This is a genomic window from Chryseobacterium sp. PTM-20240506 (genome assembly GCF_048296755.1).
Classification (GTDB): domain Bacteria; phylum Bacteroidota; class Bacteroidia; order Flavobacteriales; family Weeksellaceae; genus Chryseobacterium; species Chryseobacterium proteolyticum.
This window is the reverse complement of sequence record NZ_CP182581.1, coordinates 17,522-43,583: the sequence shown is the minus strand read 5'-3', so window position 1 is coordinate 43,583 and position 26,062 is coordinate 17,522. Positions and strand designations below refer to the sequence as shown.

General features: G+C 36.4%; 20 protein-coding genes. 2 read left to right on the top strand and 18 right to left on the bottom strand.

The window, feature by feature from the left end:
* Nucleotides 1-40: 40 nt before the first annotated feature.
* Both ACNFU2_RS00175 and ACNFU2_RS00170 read right to left on the bottom strand, forming a co-directional pair.
* Nucleotides 41-550, bottom strand: a complete 510-nt coding sequence (locus ACNFU2_RS00175; RefSeq protein WP_418123187.1) for a hypothetical protein — start codon at nt 548-550, stop codon at nt 41-43.
* 42 nt (nt 551-592) lie between these two features.
* Nucleotides 593-2,242, bottom strand: a complete 1,650-nt coding sequence (locus tag ACNFU2_RS00170; RefSeq protein ID WP_418123185.1) for an ABC1 kinase family protein — start codon at nt 2,240-2,242, stop codon at nt 593-595.
* Nucleotides 2,243-2,399: 157 nt separating this feature from the next.
* On the opposite strand from ACNFU2_RS00170, the gene ACNFU2_RS00165 reads away from it, so the two are divergent.
* Nucleotides 2,400-2,561 (top strand): bacteriocin-like protein, encoded by a 162-nt coding sequence (locus ACNFU2_RS00165; RefSeq protein WP_172277785.1) that lies wholly within the window; start codon nt 2,400-2,402, stop codon nt 2,559-2,561.
* 66 nt (nt 2,562-2,627) lie between these two features.
* Here ACNFU2_RS00165 and ACNFU2_RS00160 read toward each other — a convergent pair whose 3' ends face one another.
* From ACNFU2_RS00160 to ACNFU2_RS00115, 10 genes are all read right to left on the bottom strand, one after another.
* Entirely contained in the window at nt 2,628-4,136 is a 1,509-nt protein-coding gene (locus tag ACNFU2_RS00160; RefSeq protein ID WP_345989484.1) for a bifunctional GNAT family N-acetyltransferase/carbon-nitrogen hydrolase family protein, read from the bottom strand.
* A gap of 82 nt (nt 4,137-4,218) precedes the next feature.
* Nucleotides 4,219-7,194, bottom strand: a complete 2,976-nt coding sequence (locus ACNFU2_RS00155) for a glycoside hydrolase domain-containing protein (RefSeq protein WP_418123182.1) — start codon at nt 7,192-7,194, stop codon at nt 4,219-4,221.
* Between the two features lie 321 nt (nt 7,195-7,515).
* Nucleotides 7,516-9,045 (bottom strand): glutamine-hydrolyzing GMP synthase, encoded by a 1,530-nt coding sequence (guaA, locus tag ACNFU2_RS00150; protein WP_172277779.1) that lies wholly within the window; start codon nt 9,043-9,045, stop codon nt 7,516-7,518.
* Nucleotides 9,046-9,205: 160 nt separating this feature from the next.
* On the bottom strand, nt 9,206-10,444 hold the full coding sequence (gene purD / locus ACNFU2_RS00145; RefSeq protein ID WP_273647519.1) for a phosphoribosylamine--glycine ligase: 1,239 nt from the start codon (nt 10,442-10,444) through the stop codon (nt 9,206-9,208).
* A gap of 92 nt (nt 10,445-10,536) precedes the next feature.
* Complete coding sequence (purH, locus tag ACNFU2_RS00140; protein ID WP_418123179.1) at nt 10,537-12,054, bottom strand: bifunctional phosphoribosylaminoimidazolecarboxamide formyltransferase/IMP cyclohydrolase; 1,518 nt, start codon at nt 12,052-12,054, stop codon at nt 10,537-10,539.
* Nucleotides 12,055-12,203: 149 nt separating this feature from the next.
* The gene (gene purN, locus ACNFU2_RS00135; protein ID WP_172277773.1) at nt 12,204-12,767 is read right to left on the bottom strand and encodes a phosphoribosylglycinamide formyltransferase; all 564 of its coding nucleotides are present in this window, start codon (nt 12,765-12,767) and stop codon (nt 12,204-12,206) included.
* A 76-nt stretch (nt 12,768-12,843) separates the two neighbouring features.
* Nucleotides 12,844-13,836, bottom strand: coding sequence for a phosphoribosylformylglycinamidine cyclo-ligase (gene purM, locus ACNFU2_RS00130; RefSeq protein WP_172277771.1), 993 nt, complete (start codon nt 13,834-13,836; stop codon nt 12,844-12,846).
* Between the two features lie 281 nt (nt 13,837-14,117).
* Nucleotides 14,118-14,672 carry an NADPH-dependent FMN reductase gene (locus ACNFU2_RS00125; protein WP_172277769.1) on the bottom strand — a complete coding sequence of 185 codons (555 nt, stop codon included), beginning with the start codon at nt 14,670-14,672 and terminating at the stop codon, nt 14,118-14,120.
* A gap of 36 nt (nt 14,673-14,708) precedes the next feature.
* Nucleotides 14,709-15,437 (bottom strand): pirin family protein, encoded by a 729-nt coding sequence (locus ACNFU2_RS00120; RefSeq protein ID WP_172277767.1) that lies wholly within the window; start codon nt 15,435-15,437, stop codon nt 14,709-14,711.
* A 268-nt stretch (nt 15,438-15,705) separates the two neighbouring features.
* Nucleotides 15,706-16,092 (bottom strand): winged helix-turn-helix transcriptional regulator, encoded by a 387-nt coding sequence (locus ACNFU2_RS00115; RefSeq protein WP_172277765.1) that lies wholly within the window; start codon nt 16,090-16,092, stop codon nt 15,706-15,708.
* Nucleotides 16,093-16,182: 90 nt separating this feature from the next.
* Here ACNFU2_RS00115 and ACNFU2_RS00110 point away from each other — a divergent pair, with 90 nt between their 5' ends.
* Complete coding sequence (locus tag ACNFU2_RS00110; RefSeq protein WP_418123175.1) at nt 16,183-16,779, top strand: FMN-dependent NADH-azoreductase; 597 nt, start codon at nt 16,183-16,185, stop codon at nt 16,777-16,779.
* Between the two features lie 456 nt (nt 16,780-17,235).
* Here ACNFU2_RS00110 and ACNFU2_RS00105 read toward each other — a convergent pair whose 3' ends face one another.
* The 6 genes from ACNFU2_RS00105 to ACNFU2_RS00080 all read right to left on the bottom strand — a co-directional run bounded on the left by ACNFU2_RS00105 (nt 17,236) and on the right by ACNFU2_RS00080 (nt 26,052).
* Nucleotides 17,236-18,618 (bottom strand): MFS transporter, encoded by a 1,383-nt coding sequence (locus ACNFU2_RS00105; RefSeq protein WP_172277761.1) that lies wholly within the window; start codon nt 18,616-18,618, stop codon nt 17,236-17,238.
* A 6-nt stretch (nt 18,619-18,624) separates the two neighbouring features.
* A complete protein-coding gene (locus ACNFU2_RS00100; RefSeq protein ID WP_418123173.1) occupies nt 18,625-19,140 on the bottom strand; it encodes a nuclear transport factor 2 family protein in 516 nt (171 codons plus the stop codon).
* Nucleotides 19,141-19,166: 26 nt separating this feature from the next.
* Nucleotides 19,167-21,029: a glycoside hydrolase family 13 protein gene (locus tag ACNFU2_RS00095; RefSeq protein WP_418123171.1), complete on the bottom strand. Its 1,863-nt coding sequence runs from the start codon at nt 21,027-21,029 to the stop codon at nt 19,167-19,169.
* 74 nt (nt 21,030-21,103) lie between these two features.
* The gene (locus ACNFU2_RS00090; RefSeq protein ID WP_273647510.1) at nt 21,104-23,260 is read right to left on the bottom strand and encodes a glycoside hydrolase family 97 protein; all 2,157 of its coding nucleotides are present in this window, start codon (nt 23,258-23,260) and stop codon (nt 21,104-21,106) included.
* A 109-nt stretch (nt 23,261-23,369) separates the two neighbouring features.
* Nucleotides 23,370-24,440, bottom strand: coding sequence for a SusE domain-containing protein (locus ACNFU2_RS00085; RefSeq protein ID WP_418123169.1), 1,071 nt, complete (start codon nt 24,438-24,440; stop codon nt 23,370-23,372).
* 19 nt (nt 24,441-24,459) lie between these two features.
* Nucleotides 24,460-26,052: a RagB/SusD family nutrient uptake outer membrane protein gene (locus ACNFU2_RS00080; protein WP_418123167.1), complete on the bottom strand. Its 1,593-nt coding sequence runs from the start codon at nt 26,050-26,052 to the stop codon at nt 24,460-24,462.
* Nucleotides 26,053-26,062: the final 10 nt, after the last annotated feature.

The window sequence follows — 26,062 nt, the reverse complement described above, 5'->3', positions numbered from 1 at the left end:
AATGTGAAATGATAGTTGAATGGTTGATGAATAGCAGGTTTTAATTTACTTTAACGCTTTGACTCACTATCTTAATATCATCATCTTTCCATTGGCTTGACGTAATAATTACATGTCCTTTCTTCCGAGGATCTTTTTTGATCGGAAATTTATCGGCTTCCCATTGCGAGCAATGGGTTGAAATAGGTTTCACTATAGGCTTCCAATCGGTTTTACTGTTGGTATATACATAAAACGGAGCCCAGCAGCTTGTACACCAAAGCGTATAAGCCCCGATATCATCTTTTCCGTCCCCATTAAGGTCTCCGAGGTTGTACAGTTCAACACCATTTGCTTTTGAAACGGTAAAAGACTTTATTTTTTTGTCACTAAAATAAATTACCGTTTCGCACGCTCCATCACATTCTTCAGTGCAGTCATTTATTTTAAAATAAGCATACTCCTTTGTTCCATTTCCATCGTAATCACCCAGGATTCCTTTTTCTTCTTTATTTTGAGCTGACAGGATAGAACCTCCGAATGTCAGAACAGCTAAAATCATTAGTTTCATATGGTTATTTTTTATTTTAAATGAATATTTCTTCTAAAAAAATTACTTTCTGGTTATCCTCAGTAACAGAATCAAAACCAATATCACTGAAAAGATAAACCCCAATACCGCTATCAGTGACATTTCTCCGATCCTCGGAGGAGCCTCTGACACAAAAACAATTGCCGTTGCAATCATGTTTGCCCCCAATATGAGCGCTAAAATCATATTAACCGCACTGGATTTGATGATCTGATTCGTTTTGTCGATATTTTTAATTTCACTGGAAATGCTAAACTTATTTTCATCCAGCTTTTGTAAAACAGAACGGAGTTCTCTGGGAATTTCATCTACATTATCCGTGAAATTCATCATTTTATCCATTCCGGTTTTAAGTATATTTTTCGGACTTATCTTTTTGGCAAATATCTTTTTGGTATAAGGATTAAGACTTTTAACAATGTCCAGATCCGGATTAATATTCCTTCCTACTCCCTCTATAAGGCTGATTCCTTTAAACAACAGATAAAAATAGTCCGGCATATGAAGACGGTTATCTTTCAAAATGTCTTTCATTTTATTGATTACCGTCTGAACATTGATATCCTGCAAAGAAGAACTATGAACAAAATTCAGAATATCATTTACATCATTTTCAAATCTTCTTTCGTCCGGAATTTCATAACTGACAGCCATCTTCTTCAGATACCTCACTATTTTGTGTGAGTTTTTCGCCACAAAACTTACAATAAGATCCTCAAGTATTTCTTTATCATTAGGCTGAATCTGTCCTACTGCTCCAAAGTCAATAAAAACAACTTTCCCATCCTTCTTTACCAGAATATTCCCGGCGTGCGGATCTGCATGAAAGAAACCATAGTCGAGGATCTGAGATACAAACAACCTTAATCCCACTTCAGAAACCTTTACAGGATCAATATTATGGGCTAAAAGTCCTGCTTTATCTGTGACCTTTATTCCATCAATAAATTCCATACAGAGAATGTTATTATTGGAAAATTCCTCATAGACTTTTGGAACGTAGGTTTCCTTATTATTTTTAAAGTTTCGTGTAAACTGTAAAATGTTATCTTTTTCATTGATCAGAGAAACTTCCTCAAGCAACGATTTCTCAAATGTGGATATAGCCTGTTTTAAGTTCAGTTTCTCTCCAATTTCAGAATAAGAAGAAACAAGCCTTTCCAGGTCTTTGATCAAAAGCAAATCATCCTCAATAACGGTCTGTACATCGGCTTTTTTTATCTTTAGGATTACACTGGTCCCATCTGCTAAAGTAGCCTTATACACCTGTGCAATGGATGCGGTTGCTAAGGGTTGGGACTGAATTTCCAGAAAATGATCCTTCACTGAAATATTGAATTCATTTTCCAGGATTTCAGTTACATTCATTTCTACAGTATCCACCTTATCCTGTAGTTTCTGTAATTCCTGAATCAGTTCCGGGGGAAGTAAATCTTCCCTGTTGCTAAATGTTTGTCCCAATTTCACGAATGTTGGTCCCAACTCTTCCAAAACCAATCTGATCCTTTCGTAAACAGTTCCTTTTGAAATAATTTCATCAGAACGTTCAGAATCCTCCTCTTCCTGCTTATTCCCATTCATCCGGGCCAGCATATCTTTAAAACCATATTTGCTTAATACGGAAATCAGCCTGGCAGATCTTTTCAGTTTTCTCTGTTGCTTATCAAACATAATTGTGAATAATAAGTGCAAATTACTCCAAAAACCATTCCTAATACAATATCCAAAGAACTATAGAAGAAAAAAAATCCATCTTTATTGTTATTTGCAGGATTTTTTTATCTTTATAGGGTACAAAAATTATTACTAACCCGTAAAATATTACAAAATGAAAAATTTACCGATCAAAAAATTATCAAGAGAAGAATTAAGAACTGTTTCAGGAGCTGGAATTATCGTAGGATGCTCAAATCAATGTTGTCCTACAGACGGAAGACCTAGATGTCCAAAATTGATTTGCCCGGCTGTAGTTTGTCCACAGCTTCAATAAGATAGAGGTAACAAAAATTATTTATAAAAAAACAGAATGCTTTTGCATTCTGTTTTTATTTGTTAACTATTTAAGATAAGTTTCATAGAGATCATTTCTCCTGTCTTTTAGAATCTGAACAGAACCATTGTAGTGAAGGTCTTTTAAAAGATTTAGATCTACATCCACAATCAAGGTCATCTCCGTATTAGGGGTAGCTTCCCCTTTTACGGCATTAGATGGGAAAGCAAAATCAGAAGGGGTAAATACAGCTGCCTGGCCGAATTGAATATCCATATTATTCACCCCCGGTAAATTCCCCACACAGCCAGCTATGGCAACATAACATTCATTTTCAATGGCTCTTGCTGCTGCACAATGGCGAACCCTCATATAAGCGTTTTGAGTATCTGTAAGGTAAGGGACAAAAAGGACCTTCATTCCCTGGTCTGCCAGAATTCTAGGCAGTTCCGGAAACTCTACATCATAGCAAATTACAAGACCTATTTTTCCGCAATCGGTATCGAATACTTTAATTTCACTCCCACCTTTCATTCCGTAGTATTTTCTTTCATTAGGCGTAATATGAATTTTCCTGTATTCATCAATGCGTCCGTCACGGTGCAACAGGTAGCTGACGTTATAAAGGTCATTATTTTCAGGATCAAAAACCGGCATGCTTCCTGAAATAATATTCACATTATAACTAATAGCCAATTCCGAGATTCTCTCTTTGATCTGGTCAGTTAATTTTGCCAACTCAATCATGCTATCTCTTTCCGATAGTTTGTTAAAGGGTGCCAGCAAAGGAGTATTGAATAGTTCCGGAAACAAAACGAAATCAGATTTATAATCTCCCATTACATTAACAAAAAACTCCACCTGCTCATAAAAGGCATCAATATTCTTAAAGTGCCTCATTTGCCATTGTACAAGGCCAAGCCGGATAATACTATCCTGCATCGTGTTTGGCTTTTTACTGTAATAGATATTATTCCATTGCAGCAAAACTGCATTTTCCTTTGAAGATTCATCTTCCGGAAGATATTTTTTTAAAACACGGATGGGTAAAAAGTTATTGGAAAGCTGAAAAGATAAAACAGGATCATAAATTTCCTTATCCCTCACTTTCCGTATATAATCCCTCGTCGATAATTCGTCACTGTATTTGTGGTAATTCGGAATTCTTCCACCCAACACAATCGATTTCAGATTCAATTGTTCGCATAATTCTTTTCTTGCATCATACAATCTTCTTCCCAATCTCAGTTCACGGTATTCCGGATCTACAAAAACTTCGATCCCATACAGTACATTTCCTGTTGACGAATGGGTATTGAAAGTATAATTTCCGGTAATATCACTATAAGTATGATCATCTCCGAATTCATCATAATTTACGATGATGGAAAGCGCCACAGCAGCTAATTTGCCATCTACTGTAATACAGATCTGTCCCTTTGGGAATATTTTCGTTAATTTTTCGATGCTTTTTTTAGACCATACATATTCTGACATCTGAGGGTAGGCACGCCTCATTGTTTCTACCAGTTCATCATAATCCTGTACACTTAAGGTCCTTGTATCTACTTGCATTTTATATAAATTTTATTAAATTTAAGTAAAATAAATCAGATTATGTGCCAGATTTCCTTGTATCCGGGGCGAGTTCTTTAATCTATTGAATAATTATTAAACATCCTTTGTTTTTCTCCACACTAATTTCATCATTGATATTAAATGTCTTTGCTTCCTGAAAATCTTTAATTGCAGGAGTACTTATTTTCACATTCTTCGGGTCTATGCCTAAACCTTTCCAATCTATTTTCAGCTTCACTCGAATATCCTGAGGAGCCCAGCTTGCAAGGGAAACCATGATCTTTTTTTCCTGTTTATAAATTGTAGCCAGTACTGCTGGATTATCTGTTTTCACAGGATTGTCAGGAACCCAATAGCCAATCATCTTTGAGCCTTTAATTCCGAAATCATCCCAGGCTTTCCACAGATGAGTTGGATTACTTTTTGCCGACCATCCCAGACGACTTGTCATGCCATAAAGCATTCCCCGCCAAGGATTGCCATCATCCTGAAGCATTTCTCCCATTAGCCCGAAAGGAATACCACTCACCTCAGTTAATAAAAATTCAGGATTATTGTTGTTATAATCAAAATATTCCCCAAACCATAAACGGTTGATATAAGGAAAATGCTCAAGATAAAGATTGGCACTGTTATTAAAACCATCCTTATCATTATACTGATTTGCAGAATGCAGATCAATGATACCGGGATGTCCATTCTGGGTCATTACTCTTTTAATCCTCTTCATGGTTACCCTGTCAAATGCTACATCGTCGAGATAAATTCCGTCAATCCCTAAATTATTGACCAGCCAATTCATCCCTTCCACATAATAATTATGCCAACGGTTCATCCCACTATTAATAATTGCAGCATCTTTAAATTCCGGCACATACCAGGCTGCGATATAGTGATCATGAAGATGCTCCTGCAGCCATGAATAGCCTCCACCCTTTCCTGCGGAAAAAACTTCCTGACCCAAACTTTTCACGGGGTACAGCTCATACATCCGGTTAGAAACTTCCCTGATCGTATTGTAAATTTTCACCTTTAAACCTTTCTCGTGCGCTTTCATAATGTAGTCCTTCATCTCTTTCGTCGCTACAAACGGATAATTGATATAAGGATTGATCTCATTTCCGTGATGAATGTTGATTACATTAGCTCCACTGGCTTTTATCGTATCAACCGGCTTATAAGCATGATAAAAACGGTTATTCCATTGTTCCTCTGTATTGATCGGATGGAACGGAGTAATCAACAGATGAAAGTTATAATATAGTTCATCTCCTTTTTTCATGCTGCGGGCCCCACTAAAATTATTGACAACAATTTTTCCTCCGGCTTCTTTTATCGTGATCCCTCCTTTATTTTCATTACCCCATGAAGATGGCAGAATCAATGGTTTTTGAAGGTAAAAATTGGTATTAAGCGGACGTGAATAATTCTGGTCCCTTAAAGAAAATTGTATTCCGGCATTTACGTTGCCCAACCATGCTCCATCCTGGTTTTTTTTGGCAACATTCCATTTCCAGTTAAAATGATCCGGTCTGTAACCTCCTTTCTGTCCTAATCCCATCATATAGGTTGCTTTATCTTTCTCAAAAGGAATCTGCAAGGCAATATCATCAATCTGCATATCTTTTAATGCAGTAATCTTCACACTGTATTCCATAAATCCGTCAAATTCTATGGAACCTTCTACCTTCATTTGTAAGTTCCCTGAAGTATTTGTGCTTATCCAGGATATTTTACCTTCTTCTTTTCCTATAAACTTAATTCCTGAATTTTTGAAGTTCTCAGGTTTTGCCCCTGGTCCTTTTACTACAAAATGTATAGGTTCACTTAGTATTGAATTGGCCCTTTCTCCGATTGATGTCATTTCCGGAGTAAAAAAAGTCTGAATCTGCTTAGGAAATCCTGAAGCATCTAATTGTACCTTCCTTCCCAGTAAGGAAATTTCCTGTCCTTTGAGCTGTAATGGTGTATATGGTTTGATTACGGTATTAGCCTGCGCCAAGGTAGAATTAAGCCATGGCAACCTGGTCATTTTCCAGGGTTCATCAAAACCTTTATTAACAGGTTTTTCCCCACTTATGTTTAATACAATTTTCACTGTTTGTACAGCAGCATTTTCTGGACGAATGGTAATTGTCCCTTCATAGATTCCCGGAGAAGTATTTTCAGGGATATCAAAGCCACACCAGAAAGCCTGTAAATCATCTTTTTTTACATTTGCGTTTAACTCCAGCTTTTCTCCTTTATAATCTGTACCGTTTGTATTAATACAATTAAAATATCGGGAATCTATTGTCGCTCCTGAAGTACTTTTTAATGAAGAAGCTGTTATTTTTACTTTTTCAAGATTAATTTTTACTGGTAAAACCCCAATCTGAAAAGCATAAAATAGGCCTCTTTCAGTATTTCCATGAAGAACAGATGAGTCCTTTTTATCATCCACCCAACGTTGAGGGATTATATTCATTTTAACAGGGTTTTCTCTAGTCTCCGGGAATACAAAATAAGACTGACCTTCATGTTTTTTCATGTATTCTGCAATCTCTTTTTTAGTAGCAATTACTTCCATCGGATCATTGGAGTTGAACTTATCCACCGACTCTATTCTTATCACACTGGCCAATGGTACGGCTCCAACATCTTTAGCAGTCGCTGTATTGGTCCTCTTAAGGTAAGTCGCTTTGGGGTAATTCGTTCTTTCATCCAACTTATAGGGAAGAAAATAGACATAGTAAATTCCTTTTCCTGAAACCGGATTAAAAACAAATGAACCTTCTTCTTCATTCATATTCAGGTACGCATCCGGCTCATACTGTTTTTGAGTAAGGCTGTCTATAATTATCATCTTCTGATCAGCTTTTACATTAATATTTCGCCAGGGAATGACGGCCTTTGCCTGCTTTGAAGATGCATTCCACCACAATACTGCCCGTTGATTACCCAATTCATCGGCATTCCATTTCTGGATTTGAGGAGGATAGACATGTTGTGCATTACTAAAATTTGGAATAAGGCTTCCTGTCAGAATCAGTGGGAAAAGTTTTTTTAAAAGCATATTAAATGAGATAAAGTGGTCAATGATTTACTATTTTTCAAATTTAAGATAAATCACAATACATAGAAAATATTAAATAACTCTTAACACATTACAGGTAAATAAAGAAAAAATATCTCCTCAGAAATAAAAAAACCTCCCATAAGGGAGGTTCAAAAACACAAATGATGAAAAAAAAATTATTATATCTATTAGAATATAAATCATGTAATTCTCGTACAAATGTACGACCTAAAAATAAAATAAATCATGAGCTTAATCATAAAATACAAAATCCTACTAAAAAAGTAGGATTCTGCATTTTTATGTTTATAAGTAAGATTATTCCCACTCAATAGTTGCAGGTGGTTTACTTGAAATATCATAAGCTACCCTGTTAATTCCTCTTACTTCATTAATGATCCTGCTGGAAACAGTATCTAAAAATTCATAAGGAAGTCTGCTCCAGGTTGCCGTCATAAAGTCGATTGTATTGGCAGAACGAACTACCGCAGTGTATTCATAGGTTCTTTCGTCTCCCATTACTCCAACAGACTTAACCGGAAGCAATACTACAAAAGCCTGAGAAACTTTTTCGTAAAGATCATTTTTGTACAATTCTTCAATAAAGATATCATCAGCTTCCTGAAGAATTCTTACTTTTTCTGCATCTACAGCTCCTAAAATTCTGATCCCTAAACCAGGACCCGGGAAAGGGTGTCTGTATACCAAATGATGAGGAATTCCCAACTCTTCCCCTACTTTCCTTACTTCGTCTTTGAAAAGCTCTCTAAGAGGCTCTAAAAGCTCAAATTCCATTTCCTCAGGAAGCCCTCCTACATTGTGGTGAGATTTGATCACTGCTGATGGTCCGTTTACGGACTGACTTTCGATTACATCAGGATAAATTGTTCCTTGTGCTAAAAACTTAGCTCCTTCAATTTTATGAGATTCTTCATCAAAAACATGGATAAATTCGTTTCCGATGATCTTTCTTTTTTGTTCAGGATCATCTACTCCAGCCAATTTTGATAAAAATCTTTCTGAAGCATCAACCAATTTAATGTTCATATGGAAGTGCTCTCCATAATTCTCCATCACTTTTACATCTTCATTTTTTCTCAAAAGACCAGTATCCACAAAGATACAAGTCAGCTGATCGCCAATTGCCTTATGAATCAAAACTGCAGCAACAGAAGAGTCAACACCTCCTGAAAGCCCAAGGATTACTTTATTATCTCCTACTTTTTCTTTGATATCAGCAACTGTTCTTTCAATATAATTGGTAAGCTTCCAATTTTTCTCAGCATTACAGATCGAGAAAACAAAGTTTTCAAGCATTTTACCACCTTCTTCTGTATGAGAAACTTCTGGGTGGAACTGAACGCAATAGATTTTTCTTTCAGAATTTGAAATAGCAGCGATAACTCCCGATTTTGCATTTAATTCAAAACCTGCTGGCAGATCACCTACTTCATCAAAATGGCTCATCCAAACCACAGAATTCTGACTTACCCCTTCTAATAGAGCATTTTCTTTAATAATATCAAGGTGAGCCTTTCCGTACTCCCCTTTTTCTCCTTTATTTACTTTTCCTCCTAAAACATGTGCCGTAAGCTGCATTCCGTAGCAAATACCCAGTACAGGAATTCCCTGTTCGTATAATGCTTTCTCAACCAGGTGAGCATTTTCTGCATTTACAGAACTTGGCCCTCCAGAAAGGATAATTCCTTTAGGCTGGCGTTCAAGAATTTCTTGTAATGGTGTATTGTAAGGTAAGATTTCCGAATATACTCCCATTTCACGGATTCTTCTTCCGATAAGCTGGTTGTACTGAGATCCGAAATCTAATATGATAATACCGTTGTTCATTTTATAATTGATTTGTTTGAAAGATATCAGATTTCAGACATCAGATTTCAGATTTTTAGGTCTGAAGTCTTGAATCGAGCATCTGACTTCTTGTTTCTAATATTAACTGTTTTACAAAAAAAGACTTGGAAACGTTCCAAATCTTTTTTTATGATTTTTATTAAAACTTTCCGATGTCTTCTCTGTAGAAACTGTAATCGAAGTGAACCGGAAGTGCATCTTCGTATACTTTCTTGCGAGCTTCTTCATAAGTAGCACCCGTTGCAACCAGGTTAAGAACTCTACCCCCGTTGGAAACCACTTTGTCTCCTTTTCGGATCGCTCCGGCGTGTAGCAACTGACTGTGTTTTACTTTATCTTCTCCTTTGATCTCGAAGCCTATTTCTATATTTCTCGGGTAACCTCCTGAACACATTACCAGACATACGGCTTTCTCGTCTTTAAACTTAAGCTCGATGTCTTTTCCGCTCATACAGTCATTGATTACATCCAAAAGATTGTTTTCCATAAGAGCCATCAATACCTGAGTTTCAGGATCACCGAATCTCATGTTGTATTCAAGCAGGTAAGTCCCGTTTTTAGTAACCATTAATCCGAAGAAGATAATACCTTTAAAGCTGAATCCTTCTTCTTTAAGACCGCGAACAGTAGGCTCCAAAATATTTTTTTCAAAATCAGCCTGATGTTCAGCAGTAAATTCCGGGCTTGGTGCCACAGATCCCATACCACCTGTATTAGGTCCTGTATCTCCGTTTCCGGCTTTTTTATAATCTTTAGCAGCAATACAAGGGAATAGTTTTTCTCCGTTTGAGAAAGCAATGATTGAAGCTTCAAAACCCTGTAAAAATTCTTCGATAACCAAACGGATACCTGCATCTCCATAAATTCTGCGAATCATGAAATCGTGGATTGTAGCTTCAGCTTCTTCCAGGGTATCACAAATTACAACACCTTTTCCGCCTGCTAAACCACTTGCTTTGATCACTAAAGGGTATTCCTGAGTCTGAACGTATTCTTTAGCTTCGTTATACGAATCAAATACTACAGCTTTTGCTGTTTTAATATCATAGGTCTGCATAAATTTCTTAGAGAAAGCCTTGCTTCCTTCAAGACTTGCCACTTTCTGGTTCGGACCAAAAACTTTAAGATCATGTTTCTTAAACTCATCTTTCAAACCAGCTACAAGTGGAGCTTCAGGACCTACAATCGTTAGATCCACCTTTTCCTTGATAGCAAAGTCTCTAAGTTCTTTAATTTCTGATAAATGAACATTTTTCCCTATTACATCCGTACTTGCATTTCCATTAGCAAAAAACATTTTAGTAACTCTGGAGTCTTTATGAAGTTTCGCTGCCAATGCAGACTCTCTTCCACCTTCACCTATGATTAAGATTCTCATACTTTATTTAATTATCTAGTCTATATTATACAAATATATAATTTTGAAAGCGATAAATGCCACCTCAAAACTACTTTTTAATTCTAATTTAATTAATGTAAAAAATGTCTAACTCCTGTAAACATCATCGGAATTCCGTGCTCATTTGCAGCTTCGATGCTTTCCTGATCTTTTACACTTCCTCCCGGCTGGATGATCGCTTTGATACCTTCCTTAGCGCAGAAATCTACAACATCACGGAAAGGGAAAAAAGCGTCTGAAGCTAATACAAGATTTCCGGAGAATTTCTCTTTAGCTCTTTCGATTGCCTGCTGAGTTGCCCAGATTCTGTTAACCTGGCCTCCTCCGATTCCAAAAGCCTGAATACCGTTAGAAACTACTATCGCATTAGATTTTACATATTTTACAACCCTTTGAGAGAAAAGCAATGCTTTTTTCTGCTCTTCAGTAGGCTGTACATCGGTAACTACTTTAATATCTTCAGAGAAATAAGTATCGTTATCCTGAACCAGCATTCCTCCATCAATTTTCACCCATGTCTGCTTATCGGAAACCGGATTTACGATCTTTATAATTCTTAGGTTTTTCTTTTTTCTTAAAATTTCAAGAGCCTCCTCATCAAAATCAGGAGCCATAACAATTTCAAGGAAAGTTTTGTTTAATTCTTCAGCAGTAGCCGCATCGATCTTATAGTTCATTGCAACAATTCCGCCAAAAATTGAAATAGGATCACATTCAAAAGTTTTTTGATACGTTTCCAATGCTGAAGTACCGATCGCCACGCCACAAGGTGTAGAGTGTTTCACTGCACAACAAGCCATCTCTTCTTTGAATTCAGTAACCACTTTCCAGCAAAGATCCATATCGCGGAGATTGTTGAAGGAAAGTTCTTTTCCTCCAAGTTGTTCGAAATCTTTCATCGCTCCGTTTTCGAAAGTGGAAACATAATAAGCAGCAGTCTGATGAGGGTTTTCACCGTATCTCAGATCAGCAGCTTTTTTATAAGATGCACTTAAATAAGTAGGATATTCCTCTTCTAAAAGCATTCTTGAAATAGCAGCATCGTAAGCAGAAGTAAGATTGAACACTTTACCGGCCAACTTTTTACGGGTTTCGATATACGTGTCTCCATTCTGTTCCATTTCAATTTTTACGGTTGTATAATCTTCAACATCAGTAATTACAGTAACAGAGTCAAAATTTTTGGCTGCTGAACGAAGCATTGAAGGACCACCGATATCGATAAATTCTACCTTTTCATGTAGAGAAATATCTTTGTTTACGTTTTCAAAGAAAGGATAAAGGTTTACAATAACCATATCGATCAAACCAATTCCGTGTTCCCGAACCGTCTTCATGTGTTCTTCATTGGAACGGACAGCAAGGAGCCCGCCATGAACTTTTGGATGCAGGGTTTTTACTCTGCCATCCAGCATCTCAGGGAAATTGGTCACCTCATCAATCTGAACCGGATTCAGACCGGCTTCCTTCAAATGTTTGAAGGTACCTCCGGTAGAAATCAATTCGTAGTTTTGAGCTTCCAAAAACTGAGCGAATTCTATTAATCCACTTTTGTCAGAAACACTGATTAAAACTCTCTTTTTACTCATCTTACTTTCAATTTTTTACTTTTCACAGCTATCTCAAACTGTATTCCCGGTCTTTCACCTCCGGATTTACTTTTATTTTACTTAGATTTTTTTTAATTGTAACAATGTCCCTTTCCAGCAATGTAATATTATCAAACAGGTATATTGTATTAATTCCCTAATACTTTATTGATCGCTATCGGAAAAATTTCGTACTCAATCTTGTGTACTTTTTCAGCCAATGTTTCCGGAGTATCATTTTCTGTAACGTCAAATGCTTTCTGAAGGATAGCCTGGCCTTCGTCAATTCCCGGAGTTACAAAATGAACTGTTGCCCCGCTTTCTTTTTCTTTAGCTTCAATAACGGCATTATGAACATTCATTCCCCACATTCCTTTTCCACCAAATTTGGGGAGCAAAGCAGGATGAATATTAATTATTTTACCATTCCAGTTTTCGCAGAATTCAGGTTTCAGAATAGATAAGAACCCTGCCAATACAATTAAATCAGTATTTTCAGGAATTACTTTGCTCAATTCACTGCTGAAATTTTTCCCTCTTGGAATGAGTATATTTTCTATATGATGATTTTTTGCTCTTTCCAGCCCGTAGCATTCTCTGTCTGCAACAACCAAGGACACTCTTGCATTTTGGATTTCTCCACTTTCAATGGTATCTAAGATTCTCTGAAGATTGGTCCCGGAACCAGAAACGAGTACAACGATGTTTTTCATTAATTTAGATACTAGATGTCGGATATCAGATTTCAGACTATTCCGTCTTGTATCTGATATCTGACATTTGAGTCTTTTAAAATGTTAATTTTATTTTCTCACTTCCTTCCGTGATTTCTCCTATTTCGTAAGCATCATCCAGCAGGTGTAAAACTTTCTCGGCATGTTCAGCATCTACAACAACGATCATTCCCACTCCCATATTGAAAGTTCCGAACATTTCTTCGCGCGCTACTCCACCTCTTTTTTCAAGTTCAAGCATTATGCTTGGGATCTGTATTTTTGAAGCATCGATAGAAGCACACAAACCTTCAGGAATAATTCTTGGGATATTTTCATACAACCCACCTCCCGTGATGTGAGCGATTCCTGCAACTTTTACTTCTCCGATTACTTTATGAATATCTTTATAGTACAATCTTGTAGGAACCAATAAAGTTTCATACAAAGGTTTTCCTTCAAATTCTTCTTCAAAATTCGGGAATACTTTTCTTACCAGTGAAAATCCATTGGAATGGAATCCTGAACTTGGTAATGCAATGATCTTATTTCCCGGTTTTATTTTAGAGCCATCAATAATCTGATCTTTTTCAACAATTCCTACACAGAATCCTGCAACATCATAGTCCCCAGGCTGATACATCCCCGGCATTTCAGCGGTCTCACCGCCTATCAATGCACAGTTGTTATCTTTACAGGCTTCTACCATTCCTAAAACAATTTCTGCTGCAATTTCAGAGTCTAATTTTCCACAAGCCAGATAATCCAGGAAGAACAATGGCTTGGCACCGTGACATAAAATATCATTGGCACACATTGCGAAGCAATCTACACCGATAGAGTCATATTTTTTAGAATCTAAAGCTACTTTAAGCTTAGTTCCTACTCCATCCGTACCGGAAACGAGTACCGGATTTTTATATCCACCGATTTCATAGAAAGCCCCAAAACTTCCCAAATGGTTCAGTACATTGGAATTGTGGGTCTCACCAACCGCTTTTTTGATCTTATCAACGGTTTTGTATCCTTCTTCTTTGTCTACTCCTGCAGATTTGTAAGTATTGCTCATGTTATTATTTAGATTTTAGATGCCAGATTTCAGATTGCAGACTATTGAAAATCTAATATCTTACATCTGAAGTATATCCTACCTTTTTATATTATAATTTTATTTAAAATTTAGAAAATAAAAAAGCCGACAATCTTAGTAGATTATCGGCCAGTATTTTATCTGAGAATTTTAGAGCCCACAGTTTTCCCTTTTATGGAAAAACATTCTTTGAAAGTGGACTGAATTTTCATCTCTTTTTCTTTTTGCAAAAATAGTAATTTTAAATTAAAATTCAAATTCTATTTTTCAAGGATTGTTTCAATGGCAGAAATCTTAATAATTTTCTCTCTCAACTCATTATCTTTTTCTTCATTAGAGATCTTTTCAGCTGTTTTATCAAAATTATCGTTGAAGAAAGGAAGGGAGAATGTTTCTACAATATTTCCTCCGTGGAAAGGGAAACGTTTTGTTGCGGCTTCCAAAACCCCGGCTCCACCTCTCCCTCCCGGTGATGTAGACATTAAAAGCATTGGTACTTCATTCCATACTGTTCTGTCCTTGATTCTTGAAACCCAATCAAATACATTTTTAAAAGCTGTTGAATATGTTCCGTTATGTTCAGGTAAAGAAACCAAGAGTACATTAGCGCCATCAATTTTTGCTGCAAAATCTTTTGCTTCCTGAGGTACTCCTCCTGCCAATTCTCTCTCATGCTTATAAATAGGCATTTCGAAAGGGTTAAGGTCTACTACTTCTACTTCTGCTTTTCCCGCAAACAAAGAAGCTGCGTAGGATACCAAATGCTTATTCATTGATGCTTCGGAATTACTTCCTGCTATTGCTAAAACTTTCATTCTGTTTAATTTTTTTAATGTCTACAAATTTAATTTTTATTTTAGATAAGATGGTAATTCCATTGGCACTTCCATCAATAATATTTCTGTGTCCTCGATTGCTTCAATATTAAAGCTTTGGGTATCCCAGATTCCTAATCCGTCTCTCTCATTTAAGATTCTGTCGCCTACTTTTGCACTTCCTTTTAGAACAAATGCATACACCCCATTTCCTTTTTTGTTAAATACGTAGTTTTTACCATTCCCTTTTGTAAAGTTAGCCAGGTTAAACCATGCATCCTGATGAATCCACACTCCATCATCATTTTTGTTGGGTGAAAGAATCTGCTGGAAACCATTAATTTTCTCTCCTTCTTTGATGCTTTTCTGATCATATCGGGGCTCTACATTCAGCTCTCTTGGAAACACCCAGATCTGAAGAAATTTCACCTCCTCATCCTTGTTTTTATTGTATTCGCTATGCTGAACACCTGTCCCGGCACTCATTACCTGAATCTCTCCTTTTTTGATAACCGCCGTTGTACCCATTGAATCTTTATGCTCCAGATCTCCTTCTAATGGAATAGAAATGATTTCCATATCTCTGTGAGGATGTGTTCCGAATCCCATTCCCTGAGAGACGGTATCGTCATTCAACACTCTTAAAACTCCGAAGTTTGTTCTTTCAGGATTTTGATAGTTTGCAAAACTGAAAGTATGGTAGCTGTTTAACCAACCATGATTAGCATGGCCTCTTGAATCTGATTTATGATATACTGTTTTCATATTGTGATTAATTATGGTACAAATGTACGGAGCGTAGACGGAGTGGATATTGATGTAGGGTAAGAAAGGAAGAAAGGAAAAAAGGTGAAATCGTTGAAAGGTGAAAAGGCAAAATCGCTGAATTGCGGAACTGCAAAATCGCCATCTTTGTCGATGAACAACTTTCACCCTTTGATAAAAACTTTTTTCAACAAACATTCCTAGCGATTAAACGATTTAACTGTTCTGACTTTTCGCCTTTCGGCATTTTTGCCATTTTGCTTTTCATCTATTCAGCCACATCGTCATTCTTCGCCTCTTCTTCAATTGTTGTCCCAAAGATATGCTGACGGTGATTTTTACCCCAATTTCCCAATGATTCTACCACAGGGTGAAGTGTTTTTGTATATTCCGTCGGTAAGTATTCAATAGAAACAGGATATGTATCCTTCACAACCCTTTCAAGCAAACCATTTTGTTCTAATTCCTTTAATTCTTTGGCTAAAACTTTCGAAGTAAGCTTGGGAATGCTACGTTCAATCTCTGTGAAACGCTTATTTCCGGCATTCAAAGAAATGATGATCTGTAATTTCCATTTCCCATTAATGACATCCAATGTATCCTGAACAGGTTTAAGAGCCTTTGTACAATCTTTATGATTATGTTGTTTTTCCATTATTCCACTTTCCTTTAGGTAACCACTATACTTTTGAAAGTAAATTTACAATAATTTTGACATTAATAAAAACAAAAAAATTTAAACAAAATGGCTAACATTTTAAATATCAAAACAAGTATTGTAGGAGAAAATTCTATAAGCAATCAATTATCTCAGACTGTTATCAATCAATTACTGGATAAAAATCCCGGGAGCACGGTTGTTGTCCGTGATCTTGGTTTAAATCCTATCCCCCATCTGGAGATTCATCATTTTAGTGCTTCAAGAATTCCGGATGAGGAAAAGAATGATGAACAGAAAGAAGCTTCAAAATATTCTAACGAAGCATTAAAAGAAGTTCAGGATGCAGATATTATTGTTATAGGAGTTCCTTTTTATAATTTCAGTTTTCCGTCAACTTTAAAATCCTGGATCGATAGCATATCTGTTGCAGGGAAAACATTTTCTTATATTGACGGGGTTCCAAAAGGTCTTCTGCAAAATAAAAAAATATACCTGAATTTCGCATCCGGAGGTGTGTATGAAAATGGACTTATTGAAAATATGGAAACCTACTTAAAAACCTTATTCGGTTTCATCGGTATTACGGATATCAAAGTTTTCAAATCTCAGGGAACCATGGTTCCACAGTTGAAAGAAACAAATTTATCAAAAGTAATTGCTGAGATTGAAGAACTGGTATAATTCAATTGAGCTAATAAAAATGTAAGTTTTGGCTAAGCCGTTTTTATACTCTTATTGTTGAGGTGGGTTTAAACCCACCTTTTTCATTACAGGAGGATTAGTATTTTTTGTAGAAAGGTTAAAAAGCTTCCTTAATTTTGGATTTCGTTAAGATAGAAAAGTAAAGCGAAAATAATCAGCATAAGGGGGCAATCAGAGATTCTAAAATTGCAGATGTATAATTGAGCTATTATTCTCTTTGAATATAGATATATTAAATAATCTCATCAATTTTATGGAACAGTTGCAAACTTCATTTATGATGAATAAATCTGTAATTTAAACTATATTTTGGCTAAAGCTATTGTATAAATTAGAAAAGCGGACTAAAGCCCGCTTCTATTGATATATTTTTCGACATAATTGTATTGCTGCCTTCTAACTTCTAATATCTGATATATTATTACTAATATAAAATTAAAAATGGACCTGTTGAATTTCTTCTTCAATTTCTTTAGGTGTTTCATCTTCAGATTTAATAAAAATCATCGTAAGGACAGCTCCAAGCAACATACAAACACCTCCTACAACAACATACCCAATTGCATAATTCCCAAAGAGTCCGCTTACAATAGGCCCACCAAAAAGACCGTTGATAATCTGAGGAATTACAATAAAGAAATTAAAGATTCCCATGTATACTCCCATTTTCTTTTGAGGAATAGCATCAATCAGCATCGCATAAGGCATTGCTAAAATACTTGCCCAGGCAAAGCCTAATCCTATCATTGAGATTTTCAGATAACTTACATCTTTGATAAAGTACATAGAAATCAGTCCTATCCCTCCACAAAAAAGAGCTAATGCATGAGTTTGTTTTTTTCCGATTAATTTGGCGATTGGGGTGAGCAGAAAAGCAAACGGAATTGCCCACAAGTTATAATATCCAAACAATTTTCCTGTAAGATCGCCAGCCCTATTGAATTCAGCTGAATGAGTATCCTGCGGGGACAGTCCGAAATGATGTGTTGCCAAAGCACTTGTGGTAAATACCCACATCGTAAAAAGAGCAAACCATGAAAAAAACTGAACTGCACCTAATTTCTTCATAAGCAAAGGTATTTTAGCAAAATCTTTGAAGATATCAGTAAATTTAGATGGTTCTTGAACCATTTCTTTTCCATTTTCAAATTCTGCAAACTCCTCTGGGGAATATTCCTTTGTACTCACTATGGTATACAGTATGCTTGCCAGTAAAAACCCTGCTCCGATATAAAAGGCATAAATTACATTATCCGCTACAAAACCAGGCTGAGCAACGTTGGAAATTCCAAGTTGAGTTAACCAATCCGGCAAATAGGACCCGATAACCGCTCCGATTCCTATCAGTATTGTCTGAACAGAAAATCCGATTGTTCCCTGATGTTTTGGAAGCATATCCCCTACCAGCGCACGGAACGGTTCCATTGCAACATTGATGGATGCATCCATCATGGCCAAAAATATAACAGCTAATAATAAGACATTTGCTGCCATCATATGGGTTGCGGAAGCAGCATTGGGAAGTAGTACCAGGCCTATTGCGCACAAAATGGCTCCTATTAAGAAGTAAGGCTTCCTTCTTCCCAATGGGCTCCAGGTATTATCCCCCATGTGACCGATAATAGGCTGAACAATCAATCCGGTAACGGGAGCGACCAACCAAAACCAGGAAAGCTCGTGAACATCTGCTCCAAAGTTGGCAAGAATCCGGCTGGCATTTCCGTTTTGTAAACCAAAAGCCATCTGAATCCCTAAAAATCCCATACTCATATTGATGATCTGAGCCATGGAAAGATTCGGTTTTACTTTTTTAGCCATTGTCTGTTATTTGGTTTTCAATTGCTGCAAAAGCACATCCTCAATCGGTGCCTTTTCAGCCACCACTTTATCTATTACATCATTTGGAACCGTTACGGAAAGGACATATTGTTTTACTTTCCAGCTTCCGTTTATTTTTTCCACCACACCGGAACCACGGCAGATTTTCATCTGGGTATCCAGTAATTCATCAAACCAGGCTAGTTTACCGTCTTTACTGAAATACACATTTCTTTTCAAAGCAGTAAAATTCCAGGTCTTCTTTTTATCAAAATACGGCTTAGCCCAAATCATAAAAGCTTTCTTATCCCAAACTTCTGTAGCATCAGTCCCGATGAATGTGGACTCATCAGCAAAATAATTAAAATATGCAGTATAATCTGCTTTGGCAGCAGCAACATTGAATCCGTCGAGCATGGTTCCGATCTCTGCTTTATCTTTCTCGAATTTAGACTGCGCTGAAGAATAGTTAATAGTAAACACCAGGACTACCAGCGTATAAATGATTGTTATTTTTTTCATATTCTAATTTAATATATTTGATGTCATTATTTTTGCAATTCAATCACCAGCGATGTTTTTGCAGGTATGGTGATGGTGTTCTGTAATGAAAATTCCTTCCCTGAAATGATATCTTTTCCCTTTTTAATGGTGCCTATAGATTCAGCAAATCGTTTTAAATCCAAAACCTGTTCTTTTTTATTATTATTTAAAACAATCATAACACTGTCTTTTTCATTATACCTGAAATATACGAAAACATTGTCTTGGGGAATATAATTTTTGGTTTTTCCCGTATGAATAACCTCTTTCCCTTTTCTCCAGTTCAGTAGTTTTTGGGTAAAAGTGTAAAATTCCTTTTGCTTTTCCGTTTGGGTTGAAGGATTAAAAGCATTTTGACTGTCTGATTTCCATCCTCCCGGAAAGTCTCTGCGAATATCGGCATCTCCTCCTTTCTTTTTATCCCCCCTCATTCCTATTTCAGAACCATAATATATTTGCGGAATTCCCCGGACAGTTGAAATTACTGTTAAAGCCATTTTGTATGCATCCGGGTCAGCATTAAAAATTTCATTCCATCTCTCGGTATCATGATTTTCGAAAAAGACCATCACATTATCAATATCAGGATACAGGAAATCACTGGTAAATACGTTATACAATTTAATCAGCCCGCTATCCCAACCATTTTTTTCAGTAAATGCTTTAGATAGATCACCATACAGCATAAAATCCATTACAGAAGGTAAATTGGAATTATAGTGAGCCGCTTCTCCTGTTTTTGAATCTTTCTGCCAGGCTGAAATCTGACCGGCCGTATATAACCACGTTTCACCAACAATATTAAATTTCGGATATTCATCAGTAATGGCTTTTGCCCATTTTGCCATCGCTTCTTTATCGTTATAAGGATAGGTATCCACACGAAAACCTCCCAGCTCAGCATATTCAATCCACCAGATTGCATTCTGGATCAGATATTTCAGAACCAAAGGATTTTTTTGGTTGATGTCGGGCATTGTTTTATCAAACCATCCATCCAAAGCATATTTTGTATCAATATCAGATGCATTGGTATCAAACTGAGTCGTTGTTTTATAATTCGAACGATAGAAGCCTTTTTCTCCTTGATCAAACCAATGGATCCAATCTTTGGTTGGCAGATCCCTGATCATCCAGTGTGAAACTCCCCAGTGGTTGGTAACATAGTCCAAAACAAGTTTCATATTCCGTTTATTCAGTTCACGGGACAGTTCACGGTAATCTTCGTTGGTACCATAACGTCCATCGATTTTATAAAGATCTGTTTGTGCATATCCATGATAAGAATATACTTTTTCATTATCTTCAGTAACCGGAGTTAGCCATACGGATGTAGCACCTAAATTCTGGATATAATCAAGATTATTGATAATACCGCGGAGGTCGCCACCATGCCTTCCGTTGGGAAGCTTTCTGTTTGCTTTTTCAGTAAGATCAGGCTGAGAATCGTTCTTCTCATCACCATTGGCAAAACGATCCGGCATGATCAGATACATCACATCTTTGGAGGTAAAGGACTCCCTGTTGGCTGAATTGGGATTTCTTTGTCTGAGTTCATAAGAATAAGAAGCTATATTTTCAGTTCCTCTTTTTATGTTGATTTTAAACTCAGAAGCATTAATTTCATCCGTATTAATGGTAACGAAGAGATAGTTTGGGTTCTCAACTTTCCGGATATCTTTAATTCTAATACCATTGGACAGCTCAATCCCATAATCTGCGATGTTCTTTCCATAAATCAATAACTGAAGCTCAGGATTTTTCATCCCTTTCCACCAAAATGCAGGCTCTACTCTTTCTAATGTTTTCAACTGGGAAAAAGCAAGAAAACCTGTCAAAAGAGCTAATATTATATATAGTTTTTTCATAATGGACTGGTTTAAAAAAACCTTACAGGAATCATATACCTGTAAGGTTTAAGTTTTAAGTTGGTTCTTAAAATTTATTTTATGGGCTTAATGGAGATTGCAAAACCACCACTTCTTACCATTTTAAAATTGATTTTAGACTTGCTTGTAATCTGTTTTTTGTAGATGTTATAGCTCTGAGGATTATTAATGTAATCTGCGTCTTTACCGTCTTCATAAATTGTTGCCTCATATTTCTGACCTTTATCCAGGAAAGAGAAGTCTACTGTATATTCACGTTTGTTCTCATCTGTAATTCCACCCACGAACCAATTGTCGGTTCCTTTAGCTTTTCTGGCTGTAATTACGTAATCTCCAGGCTCTGCTGCCAGGATTTTTGTATCGTCCCAATCCGCTGCTACATCTTTGATAAACTGGAAAGCATCCATATGCTTCTTGTAATTCTCAGGTAGATCGGCAGCCATCTGAAGCGGCATATACATGGTAACATATAATGCCAGCTGTTTTACCAAAGTAGTCTTTACAAATCGTTTATCACCTGGGAAGTAATAATCCAGTTTAGTCTGGAAAATTCCCGGAGTATAATCCATTGAGCCTCCCATCCATCTTGTAAATGGTAAAATGGTTTGATGATCTGCATTATTTCCTCCAAATGCCTCATATTCCGTTCCACGGGCTGCTTCTGCGGAAATGTAATTCGGATAGGTACGGCTTTCTCCTGTCGGACGTACAGATTCATGAGAATTAACCATGATCTTATATTCATTCGCTTTCTCTGCAATTCTGTAAAAATGATTGATCGTCCACTGAGAATAATGATGCTCTCCTCTTGGAATAATATCTCCTACATATCCTGTTTTTACAGCATCGTATCCATATTTATTCATTAACTGGAAAGCTTTATCGGACCATCTTTCATAATTGGTTGCCGAACCTGAAGTTTCATGATGCATGATCAATTTGATCCCTTTGGAGTGGGCATAATCATTCAGCATTTTGATATCAAAATCCGGATAAGGTGTAATGAAGTCAAAAACAAATTCCTTTGAATGTCCAAACCAGTCTTCCCAACCGATATTCCAACCTTCGATCAGAAGTCCCTGAAATCCGTTTTCAGCAGCAAAGTCGATATACTCTTTAACTTTAGTATTGTTCGCAGCATGCTTTCCGTTTGGAGTTAATTTGGTAAAATCGGTTTTACCTAAATGAACATTTTCTGCCGTAGAATAAGCCCATTGGGATTTTCCGATGATCATTTCCCACCAAACACCCATATATTTTGTAGGGTGAATATAAGAAGTATCGGTATATTTAGTCGGCTCATTAAGATTAAATATCATTTTTGAGTCCATTACCTCTTCTGCTTTTGGAGATACTATAATCGTTCTCCATGGCGTAACAGAAGGAGTTTGAATATATCCTTTCGCGCCTTGTCTGTCGGCTGTAAGATGCGTTTTAAATTTAAAATTCTGAGCATCCACTTCCAGATGCGAAGCAGGATAATCCAAAACCGCCGCTTCAGCTACATTGACGTATAAAGGACTTTTACCTTCTTTCTTTAACATTAAAGGAGACTGAACTGCATTTTTAACCAATGACTGAGAAGCATTGGCATCAAACGCTTTGTCCCATCGACCCGGGATTTCGGAAATTTTTGTTTCCTGATATTGGTACTCCTGAGAATCATAATCAGCCACAATCCACCATGCTTTCATATCTGTCGGAAAATCAATTTCAGAATCTTCCTCTCTGATCACAAAATAATTAAGGTTCTTCTGTTGTGGGAATTCATATCGGAAACCTAATCCGTCATTAAACAACCTGAATTTTACCACAATGCTTCTGTCTGTGGAAGCCTGATTAAGCGTAACAGCTAATTCATTATAGTTATTGATATAGTTTTTCTTTTCTCCAAGTACAGGCTGCCAGGTTTCATTTTTAGAATCCCTTTTCTCATCTGTCTTGGTAAACCCGTTATTCAGGTCAAATTTAGCGTCTTCTGCTTTTGCAATTTCAGAGGCAAATTTAATAGCTGTGTCTTTAAATAATCTCAATCCCAATTTAGAATCTTCAACAACTACTGCCCCATTATATTTTAAGTTATAATAAGGTACTCCCTGCTTTAGCTGAAAGTCCATTTCGAACTTTCCGTCCGGCGATTTTAAAGTTTGTGCATTAACACCCGCAAACATCATTGAGAACAATAAAGCTCCAACTGTAATTTTCTTCATAATGACTATTTATATGTTTAAAAAATAAATAAAGTGTTACTAAAAAGCAACACCTTACTTTTTAAATTCTATGTAATTTAATATTTGATATAGTATTTTTCAGGATATTTTAAAATACAGGAATTACAGAATATTCACCTGTTATATCATTAAAATATACATCATAATGGAATGCTGTAGCTAAAGGAATGTTGGCTCCTCCTACGGCTGCTACTCCAAAGAATTCCTGTGCTACTCCCCAACTTGTTCCCCAATCATGATTAGCTCTGAACTTAAATTCACCGGAATTCATTGCAACATTCTTCTTCACCCAAATATGAGGATCAAAAGTTGATTTCTGAAGATCAAGATCCGTATTCCAGTCCCCTGATGCTGTTCCAATCATTGAAATAGTTGTATAAGTTGTTGACGGAGCAGGTACGGATACTAATGTATAAGTCAAAGCGGTTGTATTAATACTGAGCTTATAATACCCCGCAGCTGCAACAGGAATATTCCCTGATCCACCACTTGTACTTAATGTTCCTGGAGAACCTAATCCATATTGCGGATCCCATGATCCGGGAGTTTTAATCATTTTAAATTCTCCCTGTGCAAAATACCCAGTATAAGAATAGATCCCGGCAGTAGCCGTTTTTTGCAATGGAAGGAAATTAGTATTAGCTGTTGTATTTGTCCATCCGGCTGATGTGGCATCCCCTATTAGATATAGATCTGTATAGTTATAAACAGGTCCTAAAAGATATGGAGTGATTGTTAAAGTAATAACATTCGAATAAAATGGTCCTGCCCCAACTAAAGTTTTTAATCGCACCTCAATTTCAGTAACAACATTAGGAGTTGCACCCAAACTTAGTGCAATACTATTAAGTTGTTTGTGTGTAAATACCAATGGAGAATTTGTTGCATCCACAGTAGATGAACCTTCGAAATTCTTCCCTTTCTTTCCGAACTCCAATTGTTGAGTAAAAACAACAGGTAAATCGAATACCGACTTACTCCAAGTAACATTTAATGCCACATTATCTGGATTATCTTTATCTAAAACAAGAGTTGTTTTATCTGTTGTAATCTTACTCTTTGTAGTTTCAGTAATAACTGCCTGATCTTCGTCTTTTTCGCAAGAAATAACTAAAAATCCAATAAATGCTATTGTTAATATTTTAATAAGATGTTTCATTTTTAGATTCTGTTTAAAATTAGTACCCAGGATTTTGAACCAAATTAGGATTAGCACTTAAATCTGTATTTGGAATTGGATAAAGCGATCTGTAAGCCTCCACACCTTTACCATTCTTAACTCCACCTTTGAAAGGCCACAAATAAGAAGCAGAAGTAAATTTTCCAAATCTGATCAGGTCTGTTCTTCTTGTAGCTTCCCAAGCTAGTTCTCTTGCACGTTCATCCAAAATAAAATCTAGATTAATAGAACTAACACTTCCAGAAGTGTTTCCGTAAGCTCTTTGTCTTAACAAATTAACATATTGCACAGCAGTAGCCGTAGATCCGCCGCCACCTCTTAAGACAGCTTCAGCATAAATCAAATAAGCCTCCCCCAGTCTAAATAAAGGGAAATCAGTATCTGCAAAATCTCCAGCATTATCAGATCCCTGAGTACCATCCTTTCTAATATTTTTAAATTTTATCAAAGGATAACCATCCGTAAATTCAGTTTGATTATTTATTTCCAGATTCTGTCCATCGGAATGAAACCTTCCTCTTTTATCTAAAGTACCATTTGAATCCGGGAATAAATTAACAATATTTTTTGTTGATCTTAAACCTCCCCATCCACTGTTGATTCCAAATTGAGCAGGTTTCATAGTTCCGCCTACACCCGCATGGATAATGTAAGTTGTACCACCAAAAGTTCTTGTGTGCTGCCCATCAAAATTAATTGAAAAAATAACTTCATTATTGCCAACATTATTATCTGCTAAAAATAATTCTTCGTAATTAGATTTTAATGAATATCCAGCATTAATTACTTTTTCGGCATATATCCTTGCATCAGAATATCTCGATTGTCCTGTATATACTTCAGCATTCAGATAAAGTTTGGATAAAAGCATCCAAACAGCAGCTTTATCTGCTCTTCCATAATCGTTTGTTCTAGGATCTTTTAGAATATTCTCAAGATCTTTAAGTTCGCTTTCTATATAGGAAAACAAATTCTTTCTCTCTATTCTAGGTGGAGGTGTTATTCCCACTTCAGTTGTTTCAGTTACAAAAGGACCATTACCAAAAAGATCAATTGCATGATAATAGCTTAATGCCCTCATAAATCTAGCTTCATTTCTATATAATCTTGCAGTTTCTGCATCCTGCCCTGTTATATTTCTTGAGGACAATTTTTCATCTGTTGTTTCCCTGATAAATTCATTCGAAATAGCAATCTGATAATATACTCTATAATACATTGCTCTGATAAATTCATTATTTGCCGACCAGGTCATATTATGCATGTCAGGTAACGAAGCATCATTCCATGCAATCACAGCCTCATCTGTAGGAAGCTCTTGCATCTGGAAATATTGTCTTAAATAGTTAGAAGTTCCTCCGTCAATACCTCCTATATCAGGATTTCCATCTCCTCCCTCCTGGCCACTCACTGCTAAACCTGCATATATTTTGGCCAAAACTCCTTTATAGTTTGAAAAATTTGCGTAAACAGATGCCGAAGTAATTTCTGACTCTGGCATTCTGTCTAAATCTTTCTCACAAGAAGAAAGAAACAATACTGCAGTTATACCGGCAGTAAAGATTGTTTTATTAATATATTTAAAAGTCATGATATCCTTA

Bases quoted from the DNA above. Each gene is read 5' to 3' on its own strand.
- ACNFU2_RS00165 (WP_172277785.1), top strand. From the start codon at position 2,400: ATGAAAAATTTACCGATCAAAAAATTATCAAGAGAAGAATTAAGAACT.
- ACNFU2_RS00120 (WP_172277767.1), bottom strand. From the start codon at position 15,437: ATGAAAACAGTATATCATAAATCAGATTCAAGAGGCCATGCTAATCAT.
- ACNFU2_RS00125 (WP_172277769.1), bottom strand. From the start codon at position 14,672: ATGAAAGTTTTAGCAATAGCAGGAAGTAATTCCGAAGCATCAATGAAT.
- ACNFU2_RS00105 (WP_172277761.1), bottom strand. From the start codon at position 18,618: ATGGCTAAAAAAGTAAAACCGAATCTTTCCATGGCTCAGATCATCAAT.
- ACNFU2_RS00085 (WP_418123169.1), bottom strand. From the start codon at position 24,440: ATGAAACATCTTATTAAAATATTAACAATAGCATTTATTGGATTTTTA.
- ACNFU2_RS00115 (WP_172277765.1), bottom strand. From the start codon at position 16,092: ATGGAAAAACAACATAATCATAAAGATTGTACAAAGGCTCTTAAACCT.
- ACNFU2_RS00095 (WP_418123171.1), bottom strand. From the start codon at position 21,029: ATGAAAAAACTATATATAATATTAGCTCTTTTGACAGGTTTTCTTGCT.
- purM (WP_172277771.1), bottom strand. From the start codon at position 13,836: ATGAGCAATACTTACAAATCTGCAGGAGTAGACAAAGAAGAAGGATAC.
- ACNFU2_RS00100 (WP_418123173.1), bottom strand. From the start codon at position 19,140: ATGAAAAAAATAACAATCATTTATACGCTGGTAGTCCTGGTGTTTACT.
- ACNFU2_RS00160 (WP_345989484.1), bottom strand. From the start codon at position 4,136: ATGCAAGTAGATACAAGGACCTTAAGTGTACAGGATTATGATGAACTG.
- purH (WP_418123179.1), bottom strand. From the start codon at position 12,054: ATGAGTAAAAAGAGAGTTTTAATCAGTGTTTCTGACAAAAGTGGATTA.
- ACNFU2_RS00090 (WP_273647510.1), bottom strand. From the start codon at position 23,260: ATGAAGAAAATTACAGTTGGAGCTTTATTGTTCTCAATGATGTTTGCG.
- guaA (WP_172277779.1), bottom strand. From the start codon at position 9,045: ATGAACAACGGTATTATCATATTAGATTTCGGATCTCAGTACAACCAG.
- ACNFU2_RS00080 (WP_418123167.1), bottom strand. From the start codon at position 26,052: ATGACTTTTAAATATATTAATAAAACAATCTTTACTGCCGGTATAACT.
- ACNFU2_RS00170 (WP_418123185.1), bottom strand. From the start codon at position 2,242: ATGTTTGATAAGCAACAGAGAAAACTGAAAAGATCTGCCAGGCTGATT.
- ACNFU2_RS00175 (WP_418123187.1), bottom strand. From the start codon at position 550: ATGAAACTAATGATTTTAGCTGTTCTGACATTCGGAGGTTCTATCCTG.
- ACNFU2_RS00155 (WP_418123182.1), bottom strand. From the start codon at position 7,194: ATGCTTTTAAAAAAACTTTTCCCACTGATTCTGACAGGAAGCCTTATT.
- ACNFU2_RS00110 (WP_418123175.1), top strand. From the start codon at position 16,183: ATGGCTAACATTTTAAATATCAAAACAAGTATTGTAGGAGAAAATTCT.
- purN (WP_172277773.1), bottom strand. From the start codon at position 12,767: ATGAAAAACATCGTTGTACTCGTTTCTGGTTCCGGGACCAATCTTCAG.
- purD (WP_273647519.1), bottom strand. From the start codon at position 10,444: ATGAGAATCTTAATCATAGGTGAAGGTGGAAGAGAGTCTGCATTGGCA.